The 18,978-nt window shown below is 75.3% G+C and carries 15 protein-coding genes; 10 read left to right on the top strand and 5 right to left on the bottom strand.

The annotated features are described in order from the left end of the window. Positions 1-14: 14 nt before the first annotated feature. Positions 15-278: a mycoredoxin gene (locus HLI28_RS09730; RefSeq protein WP_171247326.1), complete on the top strand. Its 264-nt coding sequence runs from the start codon at positions 15-17 to the stop codon at positions 276-278. A 21-nt stretch (positions 279-299) separates the two neighbouring features. Here HLI28_RS09730 and nudC read toward each other — a convergent pair whose 3' ends face one another. Continuing rightward, positions 300-1,250 carry an NAD(+) diphosphatase gene (nudC, locus tag HLI28_RS09735; protein WP_171247327.1) on the bottom strand — a complete coding sequence of 317 codons (951 nt, stop codon included), beginning with the start codon at positions 1,248-1,250 and terminating at the stop codon, positions 300-302. Positions 1,251-1,324: 74 nt separating this feature from the next. Between nudC and HLI28_RS09740 the strand changes: the two genes are divergently transcribed. Further along, positions 1,325-2,248: a macrolide 2'-phosphotransferase gene (locus HLI28_RS09740; protein ID WP_171247328.1), complete on the top strand. Its 924-nt coding sequence runs from the start codon at positions 1,325-1,327 to the stop codon at positions 2,246-2,248. Positions 2,249-2,350: 102 nt separating this feature from the next. On the opposite strand, the gene HLI28_RS09745 is transcribed toward HLI28_RS09740, so the two are convergent. The 3 genes from HLI28_RS09745 to HLI28_RS09755 are packed head-to-tail and all read right to left on the bottom strand — an operon-like array spanning position 2,351 to position 9,558. Next, positions 2,351-2,722, bottom strand: a complete 372-nt coding sequence (locus HLI28_RS09745; RefSeq protein WP_171247329.1) for a hypothetical protein — start codon at positions 2,720-2,722, stop codon at positions 2,351-2,353. Between the two features lie 9 nt (positions 2,723-2,731). Then, the gene (locus HLI28_RS09750) at positions 2,732-6,265 is read right to left on the bottom strand and encodes an ATP-dependent helicase (protein WP_343035764.1); all 3,534 of its coding nucleotides are present in this window, start codon (positions 6,263-6,265) and stop codon (positions 2,732-2,734) included. Then, on the bottom strand, positions 6,262-9,558 hold the full coding sequence (locus tag HLI28_RS09755; RefSeq protein WP_171247330.1) for a PD-(D/E)XK nuclease family protein: 3,297 nt from the start codon (positions 9,556-9,558) through the stop codon (positions 6,262-6,264). Before HLI28_RS09755 ends, HLI28_RS09750 begins: the two co-directional genes overlap by 4 nt. Before the next feature lie 148 nt (positions 9,559-9,706). On the opposite strand from HLI28_RS09755, the gene HLI28_RS15550 reads away from it, so the two are divergent. Beyond that, positions 9,707-9,931, top strand: coding sequence for a DUF3107 family protein (locus tag HLI28_RS15550; RefSeq protein ID WP_171247331.1), 225 nt, complete (start codon positions 9,707-9,709; stop codon positions 9,929-9,931). A 98-nt stretch (positions 9,932-10,029) separates the two neighbouring features. Here the strand turns inward: HLI28_RS15550 and HLI28_RS09765 are convergent, their stop codons facing one another. Further along, on the bottom strand, positions 10,030-10,734 hold the full coding sequence (locus tag HLI28_RS09765) for a ferritin-like fold-containing protein (RefSeq protein WP_171247332.1): 705 nt from the start codon (positions 10,732-10,734) through the stop codon (positions 10,030-10,032). Between the two features lie 217 nt (positions 10,735-10,951). Between HLI28_RS09765 and HLI28_RS09770 the strand changes: the two genes are divergently transcribed. The 7 genes from HLI28_RS09770 (at position 10,952) to HLI28_RS09800 (ending at position 18,976) form a co-directional block, all read left to right on the top strand. Next, entirely contained in the window at positions 10,952-12,622 is a 1,671-nt protein-coding gene (locus HLI28_RS09770) for a DEAD/DEAH box helicase (protein ID WP_343035765.1), read from the top strand. A gap of 183 nt (positions 12,623-12,805) precedes the next feature. Continuing rightward, positions 12,806-13,771 (top strand): ABC transporter substrate-binding protein, encoded by a 966-nt coding sequence (locus tag HLI28_RS09775; protein WP_171247334.1) that lies wholly within the window; start codon positions 12,806-12,808, stop codon positions 13,769-13,771. A gap of 1 nt (position 13,772) precedes the next feature. Further along, a complete protein-coding gene (locus HLI28_RS09780; RefSeq protein WP_171247335.1) occupies positions 13,773-14,699 on the top strand; it encodes an amino acid ABC transporter permease in 927 nt (308 codons plus the stop codon). Next, a complete protein-coding gene (locus tag HLI28_RS09785; RefSeq protein WP_216077582.1) occupies positions 14,696-15,502 on the top strand; it encodes an amino acid ABC transporter ATP-binding protein in 807 nt (268 codons plus the stop codon). Before HLI28_RS09780 ends, HLI28_RS09785 begins: the two co-directional genes overlap by 4 nt. After that, a complete protein-coding gene (locus tag HLI28_RS09790) occupies positions 15,499-16,746 on the top strand; it encodes a M20/M25/M40 family metallo-hydrolase (RefSeq protein WP_171247336.1) in 1,248 nt (415 codons plus the stop codon). Before HLI28_RS09785 ends, HLI28_RS09790 begins: the two co-directional genes overlap by 4 nt. Further along, positions 16,743-18,017: a cyanophycinase gene (locus HLI28_RS09795; RefSeq protein ID WP_171247337.1), complete on the top strand. Its 1,275-nt coding sequence runs from the start codon at positions 16,743-16,745 to the stop codon at positions 18,015-18,017. The genes HLI28_RS09790 and HLI28_RS09795 overlap by 4 nt, the downstream gene beginning before the upstream one ends. A gap of 86 nt (positions 18,018-18,103) precedes the next feature. Next, positions 18,104-18,976: a MurR/RpiR family transcriptional regulator gene (locus tag HLI28_RS09800; RefSeq protein WP_171247338.1), complete on the top strand. Its 873-nt coding sequence runs from the start codon at positions 18,104-18,106 to the stop codon at positions 18,974-18,976. Positions 18,977-18,978 lie beyond the last annotated feature (2 nt).

Raw genomic sequence — 18,978 nt, forward strand, 5'->3', positions numbered from 1 at the left:
ACAGGAGGACCCCGATGACCGTCGCCCCGACGCTGCCCGCACCCGGCACGATCACCATGTACTCGACGCCGTGGTGCGGCTACTGCCGGAGGCTGCGCACGCAGCTCGACTCCGAGGGCATCGGCTACACCGTCATCGACATCGAGGAGCACCCCGAGACCGCCGCCTACGTCGAGCAGGTCAACGGCGGCAACCAGACCGTGCCGACGGTGGTCTACCCCGACGGTTCCGCGGCGACCAACCCGTCGCTCGCCGACGTCCGGGCCGCCCTGTCCTGACGGCGGTCGGACGCTGCCGGGTCACCAGGCGCCCGGCAGCTCCGCGCCGTACCACTCCTCGATCAGCGCCCGTGCGATCGAGTGCCGTCCCGGCAGCGAGATCTCCCCGGCGGCGGCCGCGTCGTGCAGCTCGGCCCGGGCGAACCAGCGCGCGTCCGTGACCTCCTCGTCGTCCGTGCGCACCTCGGTGGCGACCGCTCGCGCCCGGAACCCGAGCATGAGCGAGGCCGGGAACGGCCAGGCCTGGGAACCGCGGTACACGACGTCGCCGGGCGCCGTCCCGACGACGACGCCGGACTCCTCGGCGACCTCCCGCCGCACCGTGTCCTCGAGCGCCTCGCCCGCCTCGACGAACCCGGCCAGTGTGGAGAACCGGCCCTCGGGCCACGTCGCGGCGTGCCCGAGCAGCAGCCGGTCGGCGTCGTCGACGACGGCCATGATCACGGCCGGGTCGGTGCGCGGGTAGGTCTCGCGCTCGTCCACCGGGCAGTGCCGTGCCCAGCCACCCTGCACGACGACGGTCGGCGTCCCGCACCGGCCGCAGCGCTGATGGGTGCCGTGCCAGCCCGCCAGGGCCACCGCCTCCACCGAGAGCCCGTGCACCAGCACCGTCGGGTCCTCGTCGGCGGCGAGCGCCTCGGCCTGCCCGGCGGTCAGCTCGCGCAGCCCCGCCCAGCCGTCGGCACCCGCCGGAGGTGGCGGGTCCTCGACGTCGTCGGGCAGCAGCAGCGCCACGTACGTCGACCCGTCGTCCTCGCCCAGGTACACCCAGGTGCCCTCGGGCAGCCCGGCGGGCGCGAGCAGGGCCGCTCGCGGCGCGTCGGCGCCGACGACGGCGAGGCGCTTGCGGTGCAGCACCAGGGCGTGGGTCGTGGACTCCTGCCGCAGCCTGTCCAGGAGACCGGTCTCCGTGCGGCGGTGCGCCGCACGGTCGTGCCGGGTGCGCGAGAACGGCAGCTCCAGGGGGTTCACGCCTGCGACCGTACGCCAGGACACGCCCGAGGGCGCACCCGTGCTGCGCCCTCGGGGCGCACTACGGTGGCACTGTGCCCCGTAGTCCACTCGCTCTCGCCGCGCTCGCGACGGCCGCCGTCCCCGGCCTCGACGCGTGGTCCGTGCACCCCGAGGACGTCCCCGGCGACTACGACGTCGCGATCGTCACGACCGGTGACGGGACGGAGTGGCTGGTGCGTGCACCGTCGACGACGCTCGCCGGTGCGGCGATGGAGGCCGAGATCGAGCTCCTGGAGTCCCTGCACCTCTACGTCGAGGCAGGTGTGCTGCCCTTCACGGTGCCCCGGGTCGCGGGGTCGGCGCTGCTGCCCGAGGGCGGCCGCGCCGTCGTCCACCGTCGCCTGAGCGGCAGCCCGTTGGACGTGGCCTCGCTGCGCCCCGGGCCGGGCCTCGCCGCCGACCTGGGCCGCACCCTCGCCGCGGTGCACGAGCTGCCCACCGCGGTGGTCGAGGCGTGCGGGCTGCCCTGCTACTCGGCCGCGGAGTACCGCGAGCGGCGTCTGGTCGAGCTGGACGAGGCGGCCGCGACCCGCCGGGTGCCCACCCGGCTGCTGCGCCGGTGGGAGGCCGCGCTCGAGGACATCAGCCTGTGGCGCTTCCAGCCGGTCGTCGTCCACGGCGACCTCGCCCCGGACCAGGTGCTGGCGTCGGGCCGCCGCGTGAACAGCATCAGCGGGTGGTCCGAGGCCCGGGTGGCGGACCCGGCCGACGACCTGGCGTGGCTGCTCGCGGCCGCGCCACCGGACTGCGTCGACGCGATCATGGAGGCGTACCGGCTGCGTCGCACGGAGCTCACCGATCCCCGTCTCGTCGACCGGGCGCTGCTCGTCGGCGAGCTGGCGCTGGCGCGATGGCTGATGCACGGCGTGCGCCGCGGCTACCCCGACGTCGTCGCGGACGCCGAGTCGATGCTCGCCGACCTCGACGAGGCCACCCGCGAGGACACCCCCGCGTGAGGCGGAGGTGGAGCGGAGCGTGGGGCCGCCCGAGGCACGAGGGACCCGCCCGCAGCGGCGCCGCAGCCAGCACGCGGCGCGGGAACCGCCTGACCGGACCGGTCAGCCGAGGGCGACCAGGATGGCGAGCACCGTCAGCAGCACGGTGACCGGTGTCATCACGAGCCGCTCCGGGCGGCTGCGGGAGATCGCGTTCGGCACGATCGACACCGCGAACCACACGACGACGACCCACATCGTCACGCGGGCGGCACCGTCGGGCAGCACGTCGACCACGCCCGCGCGGTCGAGCGCGACGACCGCGATCGCTGCATAGACCGCGACGGCGAGCAGGCTGCCGACCCGGAGCCGGGCCGGCAGCACCCGGTACCGGCCGCCCCAGACGTACGCACCCAGCGGGGCGCCGCAGGCGACCAGCACCTGGAGCACGCCGAGCAGCGCGAGGACGGCGACGAGACCGACGGCTGCGACCATGGAGGCAGCCTAGGACCCGCGGACCAGTGCCTCCAGCCCGTCCTCGTCGAGCAGCTCGGCGGGCCGCACCGTCGTGCCGGACGTCACGTAGACGAACGCGGCGCTGACCTTCTCCACGGGCAGCCCCGTCCAGCGGGACCAGGCGAGCCGGTAGGCGGCGAGCTGGACCTCGCGCTGGGCGCGGTCGGCCGGGTCCCGCGGTTCCCGGCCCGTCTTCCAGTCGACGACGACGACGGCGGGCGGCTCGCCGTCCGCGGCGGGCGGGGCGTCCGGGTCGACGAAGACGGCGTCCATGCGCGACCGCACCATGACCCCGGCGATCGGGGTCTCCACGTCCTGCTCCACCGCGATGGGGGTCCGCGCGGCCCACGGCGTCTCCTCGAACCGTCGGCGGAGCTCGTCGAGCGCCAGGTCGGTGGCGGCGTCGGGCTCGTCGGCACCGGGCAGGTCGTCGACGTCCATCAGCGAGGCCTTCGAGTAGAACTGCTCCACCCAGGCGTGGAACAGCGTCCCGCGGCGTGCGTGCACGGTGGGTTCGGACGGGACGGGCCGGCGCAGCTGCCGGGCGAACTCCCCGCGGTCGCGGGACAGCCGCACCAGGCCCGAGGCGGAGACGTGCGCGGGCATCTCGACCGTGGGCCCGTCGCGCTCGGACCGCTCGGCGAGCAGGATCCGGGAGAGCTCGACGAGGTCGTGGCCCGTGGCGTCGCGCAGCGCGCCGTCCCGGGGCGTGGCCCCCTGCCGGGAGGCGTCGGCGACCCGCGCCGCCGTCGCGCGCAGCACGTCGCGGGGCGCGGGCCGCCGGGCGGCCCCGTCGCCGGCCGCCGCGTCCGGCCCCTCGGGGGGCGCGGACCCGCCGGACGCGTCGGGCGCGGGCCACACACCCGTCCGTTCGGCGTCGTCACGCGGGTTGTGGTCGGTCGCGCCCGGCAACGCCTCCCAGCCGGTGGGGTCGACGAGCCCCGACTCGGCCAGCTCGGCCAGGAACGGGGAGATCCGGCGCGGCCGGGCCCCGGTCCCCCACCAGTGGGCGGTGCAGAAGAGCTCGTGCCGGGCCCGGGTGAAGGCCACGTAGGCCAGCCGCCGCTCCTCACGGAGCTGGTGGGCACCGCAGTCGAGCGCGAACGCGTCGCGGCGCGCGATCAGGTCCTTGGTGTCGGTGACCTCGTGCAGGGGCAGCTCCGGCAGGTCCTCGGCGTCGCCGCGCAGCGGGTACGGCAGCTCACCGAGACCGGTCAGCCAGCCGGAGTCGGTGCGGCCCTTGGCGCTCTCGGCCGTCGTGGGGAAGACACCGTCGACCAGTCCGGGCACGGCCACCACGTCCCACTCGAGCCCCTTGGCGGCGTGCGCGGTGATGATCTGGACGGCGTCCGGGTCGGGTTCGCGCACCGGCATGTCCAGGCCGCGCTCCTGCGTGCCGGCCACGCCGAGCCAGGCCAGGAAGGCCCCGAGCGTGGCGACGTCGGCGGACTGGGAGAACCCGGCGGCGACGTCGCGGAAGGCGTCCAGGTGCTCGCGCCCGCGTCGGCTGACCCCCTCGGCGGCGGTCGCCCCGCCGGCGGCGACGAGGCGGTCGACGACGACGTCCGCGGTCGCGACCTCCACGTCCAGCCCGAGGGCGCGTTCGGCGACCACGACGAGCTCCGGAAGCGAGAGGTAGGTCAGCGACCGCAGCTCCCGCAGCAGCCGGGACAGCGCGGCCAGCCGGGCATGACCCTCCGGGGTGAGGACACGACCGTCACGGGCGGCCCGCCCGACGTCGGGCAGGTCGTCGAGCGCGTCCACGATCGAGCGGTGGTCGACGACGTCGCCCTCCACGACCGCCGGGTCGTCCCCGTCGTCGGGGCCGGCCCGGTGGGTGCGCGGGGCGTCACGGCGCGCGAGGTCCGCCGCCCAGGACCCCAGGGCGTGCAGGTCGGCGGCCCCGAGGTTGACGCGGGGACCGGTGAGCAGCCGCAGCAGGGAGTCGCCCCGCGAGGGGTCGTGGACCGCTTCGAGCAGCGCGACGACGTCGACGACCTCGGGCGTGCTGAGCAGCCCGCCCAGGCCGACCACCTCGACCGGCAGCCCCCGTCGACGCAGTGCCGTCTCCAGGGCGGGGAACTGCGACCGCGCCCGGCACAGCACGGCGGCGGTCACACGGTCCGACGCGTCGGGACGCGTCGCCCGGCGCCACCGGGCACCGACGAAGTCCGCGACCGCCTCGGCCTCGTCCTCCAGGGTGGCGGCCACGTGCGCGCTGACGGCACCCGGGCCGGCGCCGGGTCGCAGGTCCAGCGGGGGCACCCGGACCGCTGCGCCGGTGTCGTCGCGCAGCGGGCGGGACGCCACGTTGGCGGCCTGCAGGACGGCGTCGTCGTTGCGCCAGGAGGTGCTGAGGTAACGCACCGCCGCCGCGCCACCGTCGGCGTGACGGAAGCGGTCGGGGAACCGCGCCAGACCCGAGGCCGAGGCCCCGCGCCAGCCGTAGATGGACTGGTGCGGGTCGCCGACCGCGGTGACCGCGTGCCCGCCGCCGAAGAGGCCCGCGAGCAGCTCGACCTGCGCGTGCGAGGTGTCCTGGTACTCGTCGAGCAGCACGACGCGGTAGCGGGCCCGTTCGGCCGCGCCCACGGCCGGCACGGTGCGGGCGAGCTCGGCGGCGAAGGCCACCTGGTCGCCGAAGTCGAGGGAGTCGGTGTTCCGCTTGCGACGCCGGTACTCGGCCACGAGGTCGAGCAGGCGGGCCCGCTCGGCCACCGAGCCGATCAGCTTCTCCACCTCACGGGTCCGCTGCTTCTGCTTCGGCCCCAGCGGCAGGTTCTCCAGCCGCTCGACGATGTCCTCCAACGCCGCGCGGGCCTCGTCGACGCCCCGCAGGTGCTCGCCGAGCGCCCCCGAGAGGGACAGCACGGCACCGACGACGGTACTGACGGCCTTGTCGGTGCCCAGGTCGGCGTCCCAGGACTCGACGACCTCGGCCGCGAGCTGCCACTGGTTCGCCTCGCCGAGCAGCCGCGAGCCGGGCTCGACGCCGAGCCGCAAGCCGTGGTCGCCGACCAGGGAGGCCGCGTACGCGTTGTAGGTGGCGACGGTCGGCCGGGCCAGCAGGTCCAGGTCCGACGCACCGCGGTCCCGGGCCCGGGCGAGCTGGGCCAGCCGCGACTGCACGCGCGCCGCCAGCTCACCGGCGGCCTTGCGGGTGAAGGTCAGGCCGAGGACCTCCTCGGGCTCGACGAGCTCGTTCGCCAGGAGCCACACGACCCGGGCGGCCATCGTCTCCGTCTTGCCGGACCCGGCGCCGGCGACGACCAGCACGGGTTCCAGGGGAGCCTCGATGACGGCCACCTGCTCGTCGGTCGGGGCGGGACGCCCCAGGAGCGCGGCGATGTCCCGCGCGGACAGCCGCGGCCGGGCCTCCTCGTCGACGGGTTCGTCCGGGGTCTCCAGCGCGGGGTACCCGAGCTCCGCGCTGCGGTGGGACCCGCCGAGCGCCGCCCAGGCGCCGTCGTCGAGCAGCGTCTCCTCGTCGCGCCGGGACCGCCCGGCGTCCGGCGTCGTCACGAGATCACGCTCCGTCCCTCGGCCTGCACGGGGCAGCTGCGCCGCACGGGGCACATGGTGCACAGGTCGTTCTCGCGGGCCGTGAACGCCGAGGCCGCCATGGTGTCGGCCGCCTGCTCGACGAGGGCCCGCGCCCAGCTCGAGCCGTCGTCCCCGACGTCCAGCGCCGGCTGGGTGCGCAGGGTGGCGCCGCGAGCGCCGTTGGCGACGTGGACGAGCCGCGCCCCCGCGCTGCGGGTGCCCTCCGGCAGGTCCAGCGCACCGGCGTCCACGGCGAGCTGGTAGGCGCCGAGCTGGGGGTTCTCGGCGGCCTTCGCCTGCGCCGGCACGGAGCGGCCGGTCTTGAGGTCGGCGACGACGACCCCGTCGCCGTCGCCGGGTTCGACCCGGTCGATCTTGCCCCGCAGACGGGCGCGGCCGACCGTGAGGTCGAACGCGGGCTCGACCAGGAGCGGCGCACCGTGCTCGGCGGTGTACGCCGCGAGACGTTCGATCATCTCCTCGGCGCGCTGCCGCAGCTGCCGCGCGGGCCACCCCTCGGGCAGCGCCAGCTCCGGCCAGCGGCGGTCGAGCTCGGCGCGCAGCGTGGTCAGAGGCGCGGCGGGGTGCTCCTCGGCGATGCTGTGCACGAGCGTGCCCAGGCTCTGGTGCGTGGCGTCGGGGGCCGTGCCGCCGGCGGACTCGAACGCCCAGCGCAGCGCACAGGTGTCGACCGTGTCCACCTTGGACGGCGACACCGTCACCTCGTCCTCCGGCCCCCACAGGGCGGCGTCGCTGGAGGCCCGGGCGACGCCGTACCACGTGCGCGGGTCGGCCTCCGCGATCCCTGCCTCGGCCAGCCGGGCCAGCAGCGCGGCGGCCGCCTCGGACGCCCCGTCGGCCTCGTCGGCGTCGTCCTGGTCGTCGTCACCGGCGGTGAGCCGCGCCGTGACCGCGCGGACCAGCTCCGCGCGAGCGGCCGCGACGATCCCGCGCAGGTCGAGCGGCGGGCCGACGGCCACGCGGCGGGGGTCCGGACCCTCGCCGTCGTCCCCCCGCGGCGAGACGAGGTCGCAGAAGACCGACGGGCTGTCCTCGGCGTCCTCGACGGCCGTGACGAGCAACCGGCGGCGCGCCCGCGACGTGGCGACGGCGAAGGCCCGCAGCTCGTCGGCGAGCACCTGCGACCTCGCCTCCTTGCCGACGCCGTGGGCGTCGGCGGACCGGCCCGCGAGCAGCTCCACCAGCGCCTGCGACCCCAGCAGGGAGTCGCGCAACCGCAGGTCCGGCCACACGCCGTCCTGGACACCCGCGACCACGACGACGTCCCACTCCCGTCCGGCGGCGCCGGCGGGGGTGAGCGCCTCGACCGACCGGGTGCCCGTGGCGGCGGCGGCGAGGGAGTCGGCGGGCAGGTCCTGGGAGGCGAGGTAGTCCACGAACGCGCCGACGGGCGCCCCCGGCATCCGCTCGACGTAGGTCTCGGCGGCGCGGAACAGCGCCAGCACGGCGTCCAGGTCCCGGTCGGCGCGCACGCCCGCCGGGCCGCCCGCGAGCGCCAGGTCCCGCCACCGCTCGGCGAGCCCGGTGGCGGCCCACACGGCCCAGAGCACCGTCTGCGCGGTCGCGCCCTCGACGGCGGCGGCCTCCCGGCCGGCGGCGAGCACGCGGGCCACGGCCACCGCGCCGCGCCGGACGCCGGGCGGCAGCGTGGCGGCCCGGTCCGGGTCGCCGAGGACCTCGACCAGCAACGTGTCCGAGGTTCGTCCCCCGCCCCCGGACAGCTCCTCGGCCCGCAGCGCGCGCCGGAGCCGCCGCAGGGAGACCACGTCGAGGCCGCCGAGGGGCGAGGTCAGGAGCAGCGCGGCGGTCTCCGCGTCGAGCACCGGCGGCGGTCCGTCCGCGCCCTCGGCCAGCATGCGGTCCAGGGCGTCGGGACCGGCGCACGCGCGCAGGGCGGCGAGCAGCGGGACCACGGCGGGCTCGTCACGCAGCGGGACGTCGGAACCGAGGAGGGCCACCGGCACCGAGGCGGCCACCAGGTCCCGCCGCAACGAGGCGAGCCGGTCGCCGCTGCGGGCCACGACCGCCATGCGTTCCCAGGGGGTCCCGTGCAGGAGGTGCTCCGCGCGCAGCTCGCGGGCGACGTACGCGGCCTCCTGGGCCGCGCCGGCCAGCACGGCGACGTCGACCCGGGCGGCGTCGTCCTCGGCGTCCGGCCCGGGTTCCGCGCCGCGGTGCAGCGCCCCGGAGACCGTCGCCACGCGGGACGTCACCGTGCGGGTGACCTCGCGCAGCCGTGCGGGCTGACGCCACGCCGTCCCGAGCACGACGGTGCGGGCGTCGAAGGCCCCGACCTCGCCGGGCCGCGCACCCGCCCGGCCGACCAGGCCGGGGACGGCCCCGCGGAACCCCTGCACGGCGGTGTCGGGGTCGGCGAGGAGCACCAGCCGGGACCCGGCGCCGTGCAGCACCCCGAGCAGGCGCGCCGTGGCCACGGTGGCCTCCTGGTAGTCGTCGACGACGACCAGGTCCCAGCGGGGCACCGGGGTGCCCGGCACCTCGTCGGACCAGGTGGACAACGCGTGCGCGGCCTCGTCGACGACGACGGCGGGGTCGTAGCGCTCGCCCGCGTCGGGCGTGCCGAGCCGGAGCGCCATGACGTCCAGGTACTCCTCGTACAGCCGCGCACCCAGCTCCCACTCGGGCCGCTCGTGCCGGCGCCCGAGGTCGGCGAGGTCGGCGGGGGTCAGCCCGCGCTCGGCCGCGCGCATCAGCAGGTCACGCAGCTCCTGCCGCAGCCCGCGCAGCCCCAACGACTCCTCGGGGAGGCCGTCGGGCAGCGTCAGCGGCGCTCCGTCGCCGGCCAGCCTGCCCTCCAGGAGCTCGGCGAGCACGAGGTCCTGCTCCGGTCCCGACACGAGCGTGGGCGGCGGCTCGCCGAGCGCACCCGCGCGGGTGCGCAGCACGGAGAAGGCGGCCGACGCCGCCGTGCGCACCATCGGCGCACCGATCGTGCGGCCCGCACCGGCGGCGACGTCGTCGCGGAGCCGGGCCGCGGAGCGTCGGGTCGCGGCGAGCACCAGCACCCGCGCCGGGTCCAGACCGCCGCGGATCGCGCGGACCGCCACCTCCCGCGCCACGGTCGTCCTGCCCGTGCCCGGTGCGCCGACGACGAGCGTGACGGGCGCCGCGAGAGCCTCCGCGACCGCCGCCTCCTGGGTCTCGTCCAGCACGACACCGGCCCCGGCGGACTGCGCGGGGGCCGGCGGGACCAGGCGGACCGTGGTGCGGACGGGTGCGGTGGCTGTCACGGGGCGATTCGACCACGCGCCACCGACAGCCCCGGCCCCGTTCACCCTGCGCGGACGCCACCACCGCGAGGGCCCTGCCGTGCATAGGATCAGGTCAGCCAGAACCACCCGGCGTCGCAGGCGCGACGCCGATCGCGAAGGAGACAACGTGGAGATCACGATCGGTGTGCAGAACCTGAACCGCGAGCTGGTGGTGGAGACCGACCAGAAGCCCGAGGAGATCGCCGAGGCCGTGCGCGCCGCGCTCGAGGGCGGCAAGCCCTTCGAGGTCAAGGACACCAAGGGCCGTCAGGTCCTCGTGCCGGCCGCGGTGCTCGGCTACGTCGAGATCGGCACCGGCGAGCAGCGTCCGGTGGGCTTCGGCTCGCTCTGAGCCACCGGGCCGCTCCCCCGCGGCCGTGACGGGTCGGCGCGGCGGACGGTCGCGGGCACGCACCGCCGTCGCGCGGACCCGCCGGGCGCGCCCGTCGGCTAGGCGGCGAGCTGCAGGCGGTCCATGCGCCGCGTGTGCTCGGCGGTGAGCCGCGCGACGATCCAGGCGCGGGACCCGCCGTCGCCGATGTCGGCCCCGAGCGCTGCGGGCGCCCGGCTCGCGAGGTCGTCCAGGCCGGGGTGCGTCGCGAGGAGCACGGTCACGAGGTTCAGCGCCTCGCCGACCACCCGACGACCCCACAGGGCCAGCCGGGACGCCAGGACCTCGTCGGCGGCGCCGAGGCGGCCGAGCACCTCGATCGCCTCGGCGTCGGCACCCGCCTCGGCCACGGCGGCGGGTCCGGGAACCGGCCGGTCCAGCACCTCGCGCAGCCGGCGCCCGACGGGATCCTCGATCGCCGCCGCCAGGGTGCGGCAGAAGTCCTGCGCGACGCCGTGACCGACGACGCCCTTGAGCAGGCCCTCGGCCCAGTCGTCGGTCCGCGTGCGGGCGTCGAACTCGGTCAGCGTGTCCGCGAACGGCGCCATCACCGCGGCACGGGGTCCGCCGACGACGGCGAGCATCGCCCGTTCACGCTCGATCGCGCGCTCGGCCCCGTCGGCCAGGGCCTGGCGGGTGTCCAGGTCGGGGGCGTCCACGGACCGTGTGGCGAGCAGGCCGAACTCGGCCAGCTCGGAGTAGGCCGCGAAGCCCACGAGGTCGACGACGGACGCGGGCACGGCGGAGGGGCGCTGGCTGCTCACCGGACCAGGATAGGTGCCCGTGTCGAACGCCTCACCCGGCGGCACGACGTGTCCGATACCATGGCCGGGTACCTCGGTTGCCCGGTCGTCTCGATGCTGACCTGATGCGCACACCGCGCGACGTACTTCCGCGATCGGCTGCCGACCACTCCGGCGCAGCGTGCGATCCGCGGCCAGACCGTGTGGTCCGCCGCGCCGACGACATGTGAAGGCACCAGTGACCACAGACACCACCGCCGGGGACGCCGTCGCGGCGACCGGCACCAGTGAAGAACCCGACTACTCGACCGCGGCCGCGATCCAGGCCCAGGACGTGAGCTTCGCCGACTTCGGCGTCCGCGAGGAGATCGTCGCCGCCCTGCGCGACGCCGGGATCACCCACCCGTTCCCCATCCAGGCGATGACCCTTCCGGTCGCGCTGCAGGCGCACGACATCATCGGCCAGGCCAAGACCGGCACGGGCAAGACCCTGGGCTTCGGCGTGCCGCTGCTGCACCGGGTCGCCGCCCCGGGCGAGCCCGAGTACGACGAGCTGCCCGCCCCGGGCAAGCCGCAGGCGATCGTCGTCGCCCCGACGCGCGAGCTCGCCGTCCAGGTCGCCAAGGACCTCGAGGCCGCGTCCAGGGGCCGCAACGTCCGCATCGTGCAGATCTACGGCGGCCGCGCCTACGAGCCGCAGATCGAGACGCTGAACAACGGCGTCGAGGTCGTCGTGGGCACCCCGGGCCGCATCGTCGACCTGATGAACCAGGGCCACCTCAACCTCTCCCGCGCCGCGACGGTCGTGCTCGACGAGGCCGACGAGATGCTCGACCTCGGCTTCCTGCCCGACGTCGAGAAGATCCTGGCGCGCACGCCGGCGGTGCGGCACACGATGCTGTTCTCGGCCACGATGCCCGGCCCCGTGGTCTCCATGGCCCGCCGGTACATGAAGCAGCCGACGCACATCCGCGCCGCCGACCCGGACGACGAGGGCGCCACCGTCAAGAACACGCGCCAGGTCGTCTACCGGGCCCACGCGCTCGACAAGGTCGAGGTGCTGGCCCGGATCCTGCAGTCCGAGGGCCGCGGCCGCACGATCGTGTTCACCCGCACGAAGCGCACCGCCGCGAAGGTCTCCGACGAGCTGCGCTCGCGCGGGTTCGCCGCGGGCGCCATCCACGGCGACCTCGGCCAGGGCGCCCGCGAGCAGGCGCTGCGCGCGCTGCGACACGGCAACATCGACGTGCTCGTGGCCACCGACGTCGCCGCGCGCGGCATCGACGTCACGGACGTCACGCACGTGATCAACTACCAGTGCCCCGAGGACGAGCGGACCTACCTGCACCGCATCGGCCGCACCGGCCGCGCCGGCAACAAGGGCACCGCGATCACGTTCGTCGACTGGGACGACGTGCCGCGCTGGCAGCTCATCAACAAGGCGCTCGACCTCGGCTTCCCGGAGCCGGTCGAGACGTACTCCTCCTCGCCCCACCTGTTCACGGACCTCGGGATTCCCGAGGGCACCAAGGGCCGCCTGCCCAAGGGCGCCCAGAAGCTCGGCGGCCTGGAGGCCGAGGAGCTCGAGGACCTGGGCGAGACCGGCAAGCGCACCGGTGGCCAGGACCGCGGCGGCCAGGGTGGCCGCGGGGGCCAGGGCCGTGGCGAGGGCCATGGCCGTAACGGGGGCGGTCGCTCCCGCGGCGGACGCGGCGGCCAGGGGCAGCGCGCGGGCGGCCAGGAGCGCCGCTCCGACGCCGGCCCGCGTGCCGAGCAGCCCGCCGGGGGACCTGCCCAGGGCCAGGACGCGAACGGCGAGGGCGGCCAGCGCCGCCGGCGTCGGCGTCGCCGCCGCAGCGGTTCCGCCGAGGGCCAGGGCGGCGGCACGCCGTCGGCCGGCACCGACTGACATCGTCGTCGGCGAGGGCAGCTCCCCTCGCGCACGACCGGAAAGGGCTCGGACCGTCACGGTCCGAGCCCTTTCTCGTGGCCCAAGGTCACGAAATGGTCAACAACAAGCGTTACATCTAGACATCCTTCTGCTCGGGCTGGAATGTTTGTTACATCACACCGACCGACAGGAGCTGACACGATGCACCGCTCGCCGATCGCACGACCGCTGGCCGCCCCGGTGGCCGCCCTCGCCGTCCTCGCTCTCGCCGCCTGCTCGCCCTCGGAGGCGGACGAGGCCGGGTCGTCCGCCGGGGCCACCCCGGGCGCCACCACGGAGGTGGCCGGTGTCGACATCGCCGTCGACCCCGACATCCGGGCGCTCCTGCCGCAGCAGTACCTCGACGCCGGCGTCGTCCGCGTCGCGACCGACGTCCCCTACCCGCCCTTCGAGATGTACGTCGAGGAGGGGTCCGACGAGATCACGGGCCTCGACCACGACCTCGGCCAGGCGATCGGCGCCGTGCTGGGCGTCGACTTCACCTTCGCCGCCCAGAAGTTCGACGGCATCATCCCGGCGATCCAGGCGGGCAAGTACGACGTCACGATCTCGGCCATGACGGACACCGTCGAACGGCAGGAGGCGCTGACCTTCGTCGACTACTCCGCGTCCGGCACCGGCATGCTCGTCGCCGACGGCAACCCGGAGGGCATCACGACCTACACCGACCTGTGCGGCCGACCCGTCGCCGCGCAGGCCGGGTCCAAGCAGGTCGAGCTGGTGCAGGACTGGGCCGCCGAGTGCGAGGAGTCCGGCGCCGAGCCGGTGGAGCTCAAGACGTACCCCAAGGACTCCGACGCTCAGCTCGCGATCCGCAGCGGCGCCGTCGTGGCCTCGGTCCTCACCAAGCCGTCCGCGGGCTACGTCGCCAAGACCGCCGACGACGGGGCGGCCTTCGACAGCATCGACGACCCCGCCGCCCCGAACGGCTACGACGCCACGCTCAACGGCATCGGGATCGCCAACTCCGCCACCGGGCTGCCCGAGGCGATCCAGGCCGCGCTGCAGTCCCTGATGGACGACGGCACCTACACCACGATCCTCGACGAGTACGGCCTGACGGGCATCGCCATCGACGAGGCCACCATCAACGGTGCGACGTCCTGACATGCCGACCACCGTCGCCCCGCACGAGCCCGCCACCACCCCCACCGACGCCCAGCTCCCCGTCGTCCCCCTGCGGCACTGGGGACGGTTCACCGTCGGCGCCCTGGTGCTGGCGGTCTCCGTCTGGTTCCTGCTCGCCGTGGGCCGCAACCCGAACCTCGACTGGCCCACCGTCGGCGAGTACCTCTTCGCCCCCCTGACCTTCCGCGGGCTGTTCGTCACCGTCTGGCTGACGTTCGCCGGCATGGTCATGGGCATCGTCGGCGGCACCGTCGTCGCCGTCATGCGGCTGTCGTCGAACCCGGTCCTGCGCGTCGTCGCCGGCGTGTACATCTGGGCGTTCCGGGGGACGCCGATCCTCATCCAGATCATCTTCTGGGGGTTCCTCGGCGCGTTCATCCCCACCATCTCGGTGACGGTGCCGTTCACCGACGTCGTGCTGTTCTCCGCCCCCACGTCCCAGCTCGTGCCGGCCACCGTCGCGGCCCTGCTCGCCCTGGGCCTCAACGAGGTGGCCTACGCCGCGGAGATCGTCCGGGCCGGCATCCAGTCCATCGACAAGGGCCAGACGGAGGCCGCCAAGTCGCTCGGCCTCACGCCCGCCCAGACGCTGCGCCGGGTGGTGCTGCCGCAGGCGATGCGCGTCATCGTGCCGCCGATGGGCAACGAGACCCTCACGATGCTCAAGACGACGGCGCTGGTCTCGGTCATCGCCGGACAGGACCTGATGTCCAACCTGCAGGCCGTGTACGCGCAGAACTTCAAGGTGATCCCCCTGCTGATCGTGGCGAGCATCTGGTTCCTCGTGCTGACGACGCTGCTGACCGTCCCCCAGCGATGGCTCGAGCAGCGCTTCGGCCGCGGCGTCGACCCCGGCGCCACCCGTCGCCCGCTGTCGCGGGCCCTGATGCCGAGGAGGACCCGATGACCGCTCCCGCCACCGACGCGCCGCTCGCCCACGCCGGGCCCGAGGACCCGCTGGTCGACGCCCGCGGTGTCGTCAAGTCCTTCGGCAGCACCCAGGTGCTGCAGGGCATCGACCTCGCCGTCCAGCCCGGACAGGTGGTCTGCCTGCTCGGCCCCTCCGGCTCGGGCAAGTCCACGTTCCTGCGCTGCGTCAACCATCTCGAACGGATCGACGGCGGCCGCCTGCTCGTCAACGGCCACGACGTCGGGTACGAGAAGCGCCGCGGCAAGCTCTACGAGCTGTCCGAACGCCGGATCGCGCGACGCCGGGCCGACATCGGCATGGTCTTCCAGCGCTTCAACCTGTTCCCGCACCGCACCGCCCTGGAGAACGTCATGGAAGGGCCGGTGGTCGTCCGCCGCCGGGCCCGCACCGAGGCCGCCGACCGGGGCCGCGAGCTGCTCGACCGTGTGGGGCTGGCCGACAAGGCCTCGTCGTACCCGTCGCAGCTCTCGGGCGGCCAGCAGCAGCGCGTCGCCATCGCGCGGGCGCTGGCGATGGACCCACGGCTCCTCCTCTTCGACGAGCCCACGTCCGCGCTCGACCCGGAGCTCGTCGGCGAGGTGCTCGACGTCATGCGGGACCTCGCGGCCGACGGCATGACCATGCTCGTCGTCACGCACGAGGTCGGCTTCGCCCGCGAGGTCGCCGACGTCGCCGCGTTCATGGCCGACGGCGTCATCGTCGAGTCCGGCGACCCCCGACAGGTCCTGGGCGACCCCCGCCACGAGCGCACCCAGTCCTTCCTCGCGAGGGTCCTGTGACGGGCGTCGGGCAGGCGACGGCCACCGCCGGCCCCTCGGCCGAGAGCTCGGTCCTGCTGCGCCGGGCCACCAGCTCGCTCGCGCGGTACGCCGAGGAGCTCACGGAGCTGACGTCGTTCGACTCGGGCACCTGGAACGCCGCGGGCACCCGTCGCGTGGTCGCCTGGTGCGCCGCCCGGGTCGAGGCGCTCGGTGCACGGACCAAGATCGTGGAGCTGGACGGTGACGGTCCCGCCGTCGGACCCGCCCTGGTCGCGCGTCTGGCGGTGCCGACCGACGCCCAGGTCCTGCTCGTCGGCCACGCGGACACGGTCTACCCGGACGGCACCGCGGCGCGGCGCCGTACCCGCCGTGCCGGGCGACGGGTCCTCGGACCGGGCGTCAGCGACGACAAGGGCGGGGTGCTCGCCGGCATCCACGCCATGGAGCTCCTCGCGGACCTGCCCGGCCCCCGGCGCGGCGAGGTGGTCCTGCTCGTCAGTCCCGACGAGGAGGTCGGTTCCCCCCGCAGCGTGGGGCTCCTGACGTCCCTGGCCAGGACGGCCGACGTCGTGCTCGGCCTGGAGTGCGCGCGCGAGAACGGCGACCTCGTCCGGGCGCGCAAGGGCGTGTGCGACGTCGACATCACGTTGCGCGGCCGGTCGGCCCACGCGGGGATCGAACCCGAGCGCGGCGCGGACGCGGCGCTCGCCGCGGCCCGGCTCGTCGTCGCGCTGCACGAGGCGGCCCGCACCCGCGACGGCGTCTCCCTCAACGTGGGGGTCGTGCGGGCCGGGTCCCGCCCGAACGTCGTGGCCGACGTGGCCGAGCTGCGGCTCGAGGTCCGCGCGACGACCGCCGTCGCCCTCGACGAGATGCTCGGCACCGTCGACGCGCTCGTGGACGACCTGGCCGCGGCGGGCGTGAACGGCACGACGGCACGGTCGGGTCACTGCCCACCGTTCGAGCCGACGCCCGCCTCCACCGAGCTCCTGCGTCGCGCGGTCCGCCGGGCGCAGGACCTCGGACTCACGGTCTCCGGCGCCGCCACGGGCGGGGTCGGCGACACCAACTTCGCCGCCGCCACGGGCACGCCGGCGCTGGACGGCCTCGGTCCGGTCGGCGGCGGCGACCACAGCGACGCCGAGTGGCTCGACCTGTCCTCGGTCCCCGCACGCGTCGCCCTGCTCGCCGGCCTCGTCCTCGACGTCGGCCGGTCCACCACCACCCCGCACGACCGACCCGCACGAAAGGACGACCGATGACGTCAGCACGGCACTCCCGGACGATCGCGATCCTGCTGGGCACCGCCCTCGCGGTACCGCTCACGGCGGCCACCGTCGCCCAGGCAGCACCTGACCCCGACGGCGGCCAGCTCGTGCTGGTCGGCGGTTCCCTCGACGACGACAACGAGGAGATCTACGGCGAGATCGTCGACCGGGCGGGCGGCGCGGACGCCCACATCGGCATCGTCACCGCAGCGGCGATCCCGGCCTCCCAGGACCCCGACGCCGGGACGCAGTGGGCCAACAACTCCGAGTTCAACGGCACCTACTACGCGGACATCCTCGAGGGCTTCGGCGCCGGCGAGACGACGTGGATCCCGCTCGACCTCGACCACCCCGAGGTGGCGTCCGACCCCGACGTCGCCGCCCGGGTCGCGGACATGACCGGGTTCTTCTTCGGGGGCGGCGACCAGTACCGCTACGTCACCCTGATGACGGAGGGCGAGGCGCAGGCCGACACCCCCCTGCTGGCGGCGATCCGCGACCGGTTCGAGGCCGGCGCGGTCGTGGCCGGCACCTCGGCCGGCATGCAGATCATGGCCGGGCAGGACATGGTGACCGGCGGCGAGAGCTGGGAGGCCCTGGTCGACGGCAGCGCCCCCGGCTACTTCGCCGACCCGACCGAGCTGGGGTACCTGCCCGAGGGCGGGTTCGGCTTCTTCACCTCGGGACTGCTCGACACCCACTTCGGGGCCTGGGGACGGCAGGGCCGTGCGATCCGCCTCGCCGCCGACACCGGCCAGGACCGCGTCTTCGGCGTCGACCCCGACACCGCGCTCGTCGTGGACGCGGCCGGCACCGACCACGAACGTCTGACCGTGCTCGGCGCGAACGGCGTCAACGTGCTCGACCTGCGCGAGGCGCACCACCGGACCACCGCCGACGGATGGGCGATCTCGGCGGTCCGCTGGTCGTGGCTGAGCGCGGGTGACGGCTACGACGCCGCGACGTGGGCCCCGGTGGCCGCCGAGGGCTCGACCGTGCTGCGCCCGGACACGCACGGCGTCGAGTCCCGGAGCACGGACGTGTTCTCCTCCCTGAACGGGGACGGGACCGAGTTCGTGCTCACCGACCTCGCGCTCGACCTCGCGTCGTCGCGCGACCGCACGACCACCGGGACGACGGTCGAGGACGACCCGACCTACGAGGTCCGCCTGCTCGAGGGGGCGGGCTTCCGGGCACGGTCGACCGACGGCGCCCGGGCGACGTCGTTCGAGGACCTCACGGTGTCCCTCCGGCCCCGTCCCTGAGCACCGTGACCCGCGCCGGGCGGCGTGGCGAGCACGGCGACCGCCGCTTGCTACGCTGCCCGGCACCAGCACAGACAGGAGGTGCCGTGACCACGAGCACCCAGCCGTCGGGCCTGGCCGACCAGATCCGTCGCCGCCTCGGGGACTGCACGCCGGCCGAGCGCAAGGTCGGGCGCGTGCTGCTGTCCGCCTACCCGTCGGCCGGGTTCGAGACCGTCGCCGTCCTCGCGGCACGGGCGGGGGTCAGCGGTCCGACGGTGGTGCGGTTCGTCTCGCGGCTCGGCTTCTCCGGCTTCCCGGCCTTCCAGGCCGCGCTGCGCGCCGACCTCGACGACCGCAGCGCGTCCCCGCTGTCGCTCTACCGGTCCCGCGACGTCGCCGACGCGACCGGCGCCGACGAGGCGCTGGCACGCTACGCGCCGGCCGCCGAGGAAGCCGTCCGGCGGACCTTCGCCGACCTGCCGCCGAGCGACTTCTCCCGCGCCGTGGACCTGCTCGCCCGCGACGCACGGCGCGTGCTCGTGGTCGGGGGCCGGTTCAGCCGGCTGGTCGGGCTGTACCTCGTCCAGCACCTGCAGCAGATGCGGCCGGACGTCGAGTACGTCACGGACCGCCCCGAGGGACGCACCCACGCCCTGGCCGACCTGGGTCATCGTGACGTCCTCGTCGTCTTCGACTACCGACGCTACGAGAAGGACTCCGCCCGCCTGGCGCAGTTCGCCGTCGACCGCAAGGCGTCCGTGGTGCTCTTCACCGACGTGTGGCTCTCCCCCGTGGCCTCCCTGGCGGACGCGGTCCTGCCGAGCGACACCGGGACCGCCTCGGCCTACGACGCGATGGCGCCGGCGATGGCGCTGGTGGAAGCGGTCGTGTCGGCCGTCCTCGCCGAGCTCGGCGACGTCGCGCACCGGCGCATGGAACGCATCGAGTCGGTCGGGGCGGCGCTGGACGTCTTCTGAGC

The sequence above is a fragment of the Isoptericola sediminis genome (assembly GCF_013085345.1).
GTDB lineage: Bacteria > Actinomycetota > Actinomycetes > Actinomycetales > Cellulomonadaceae > Isoptericola > Isoptericola sediminis.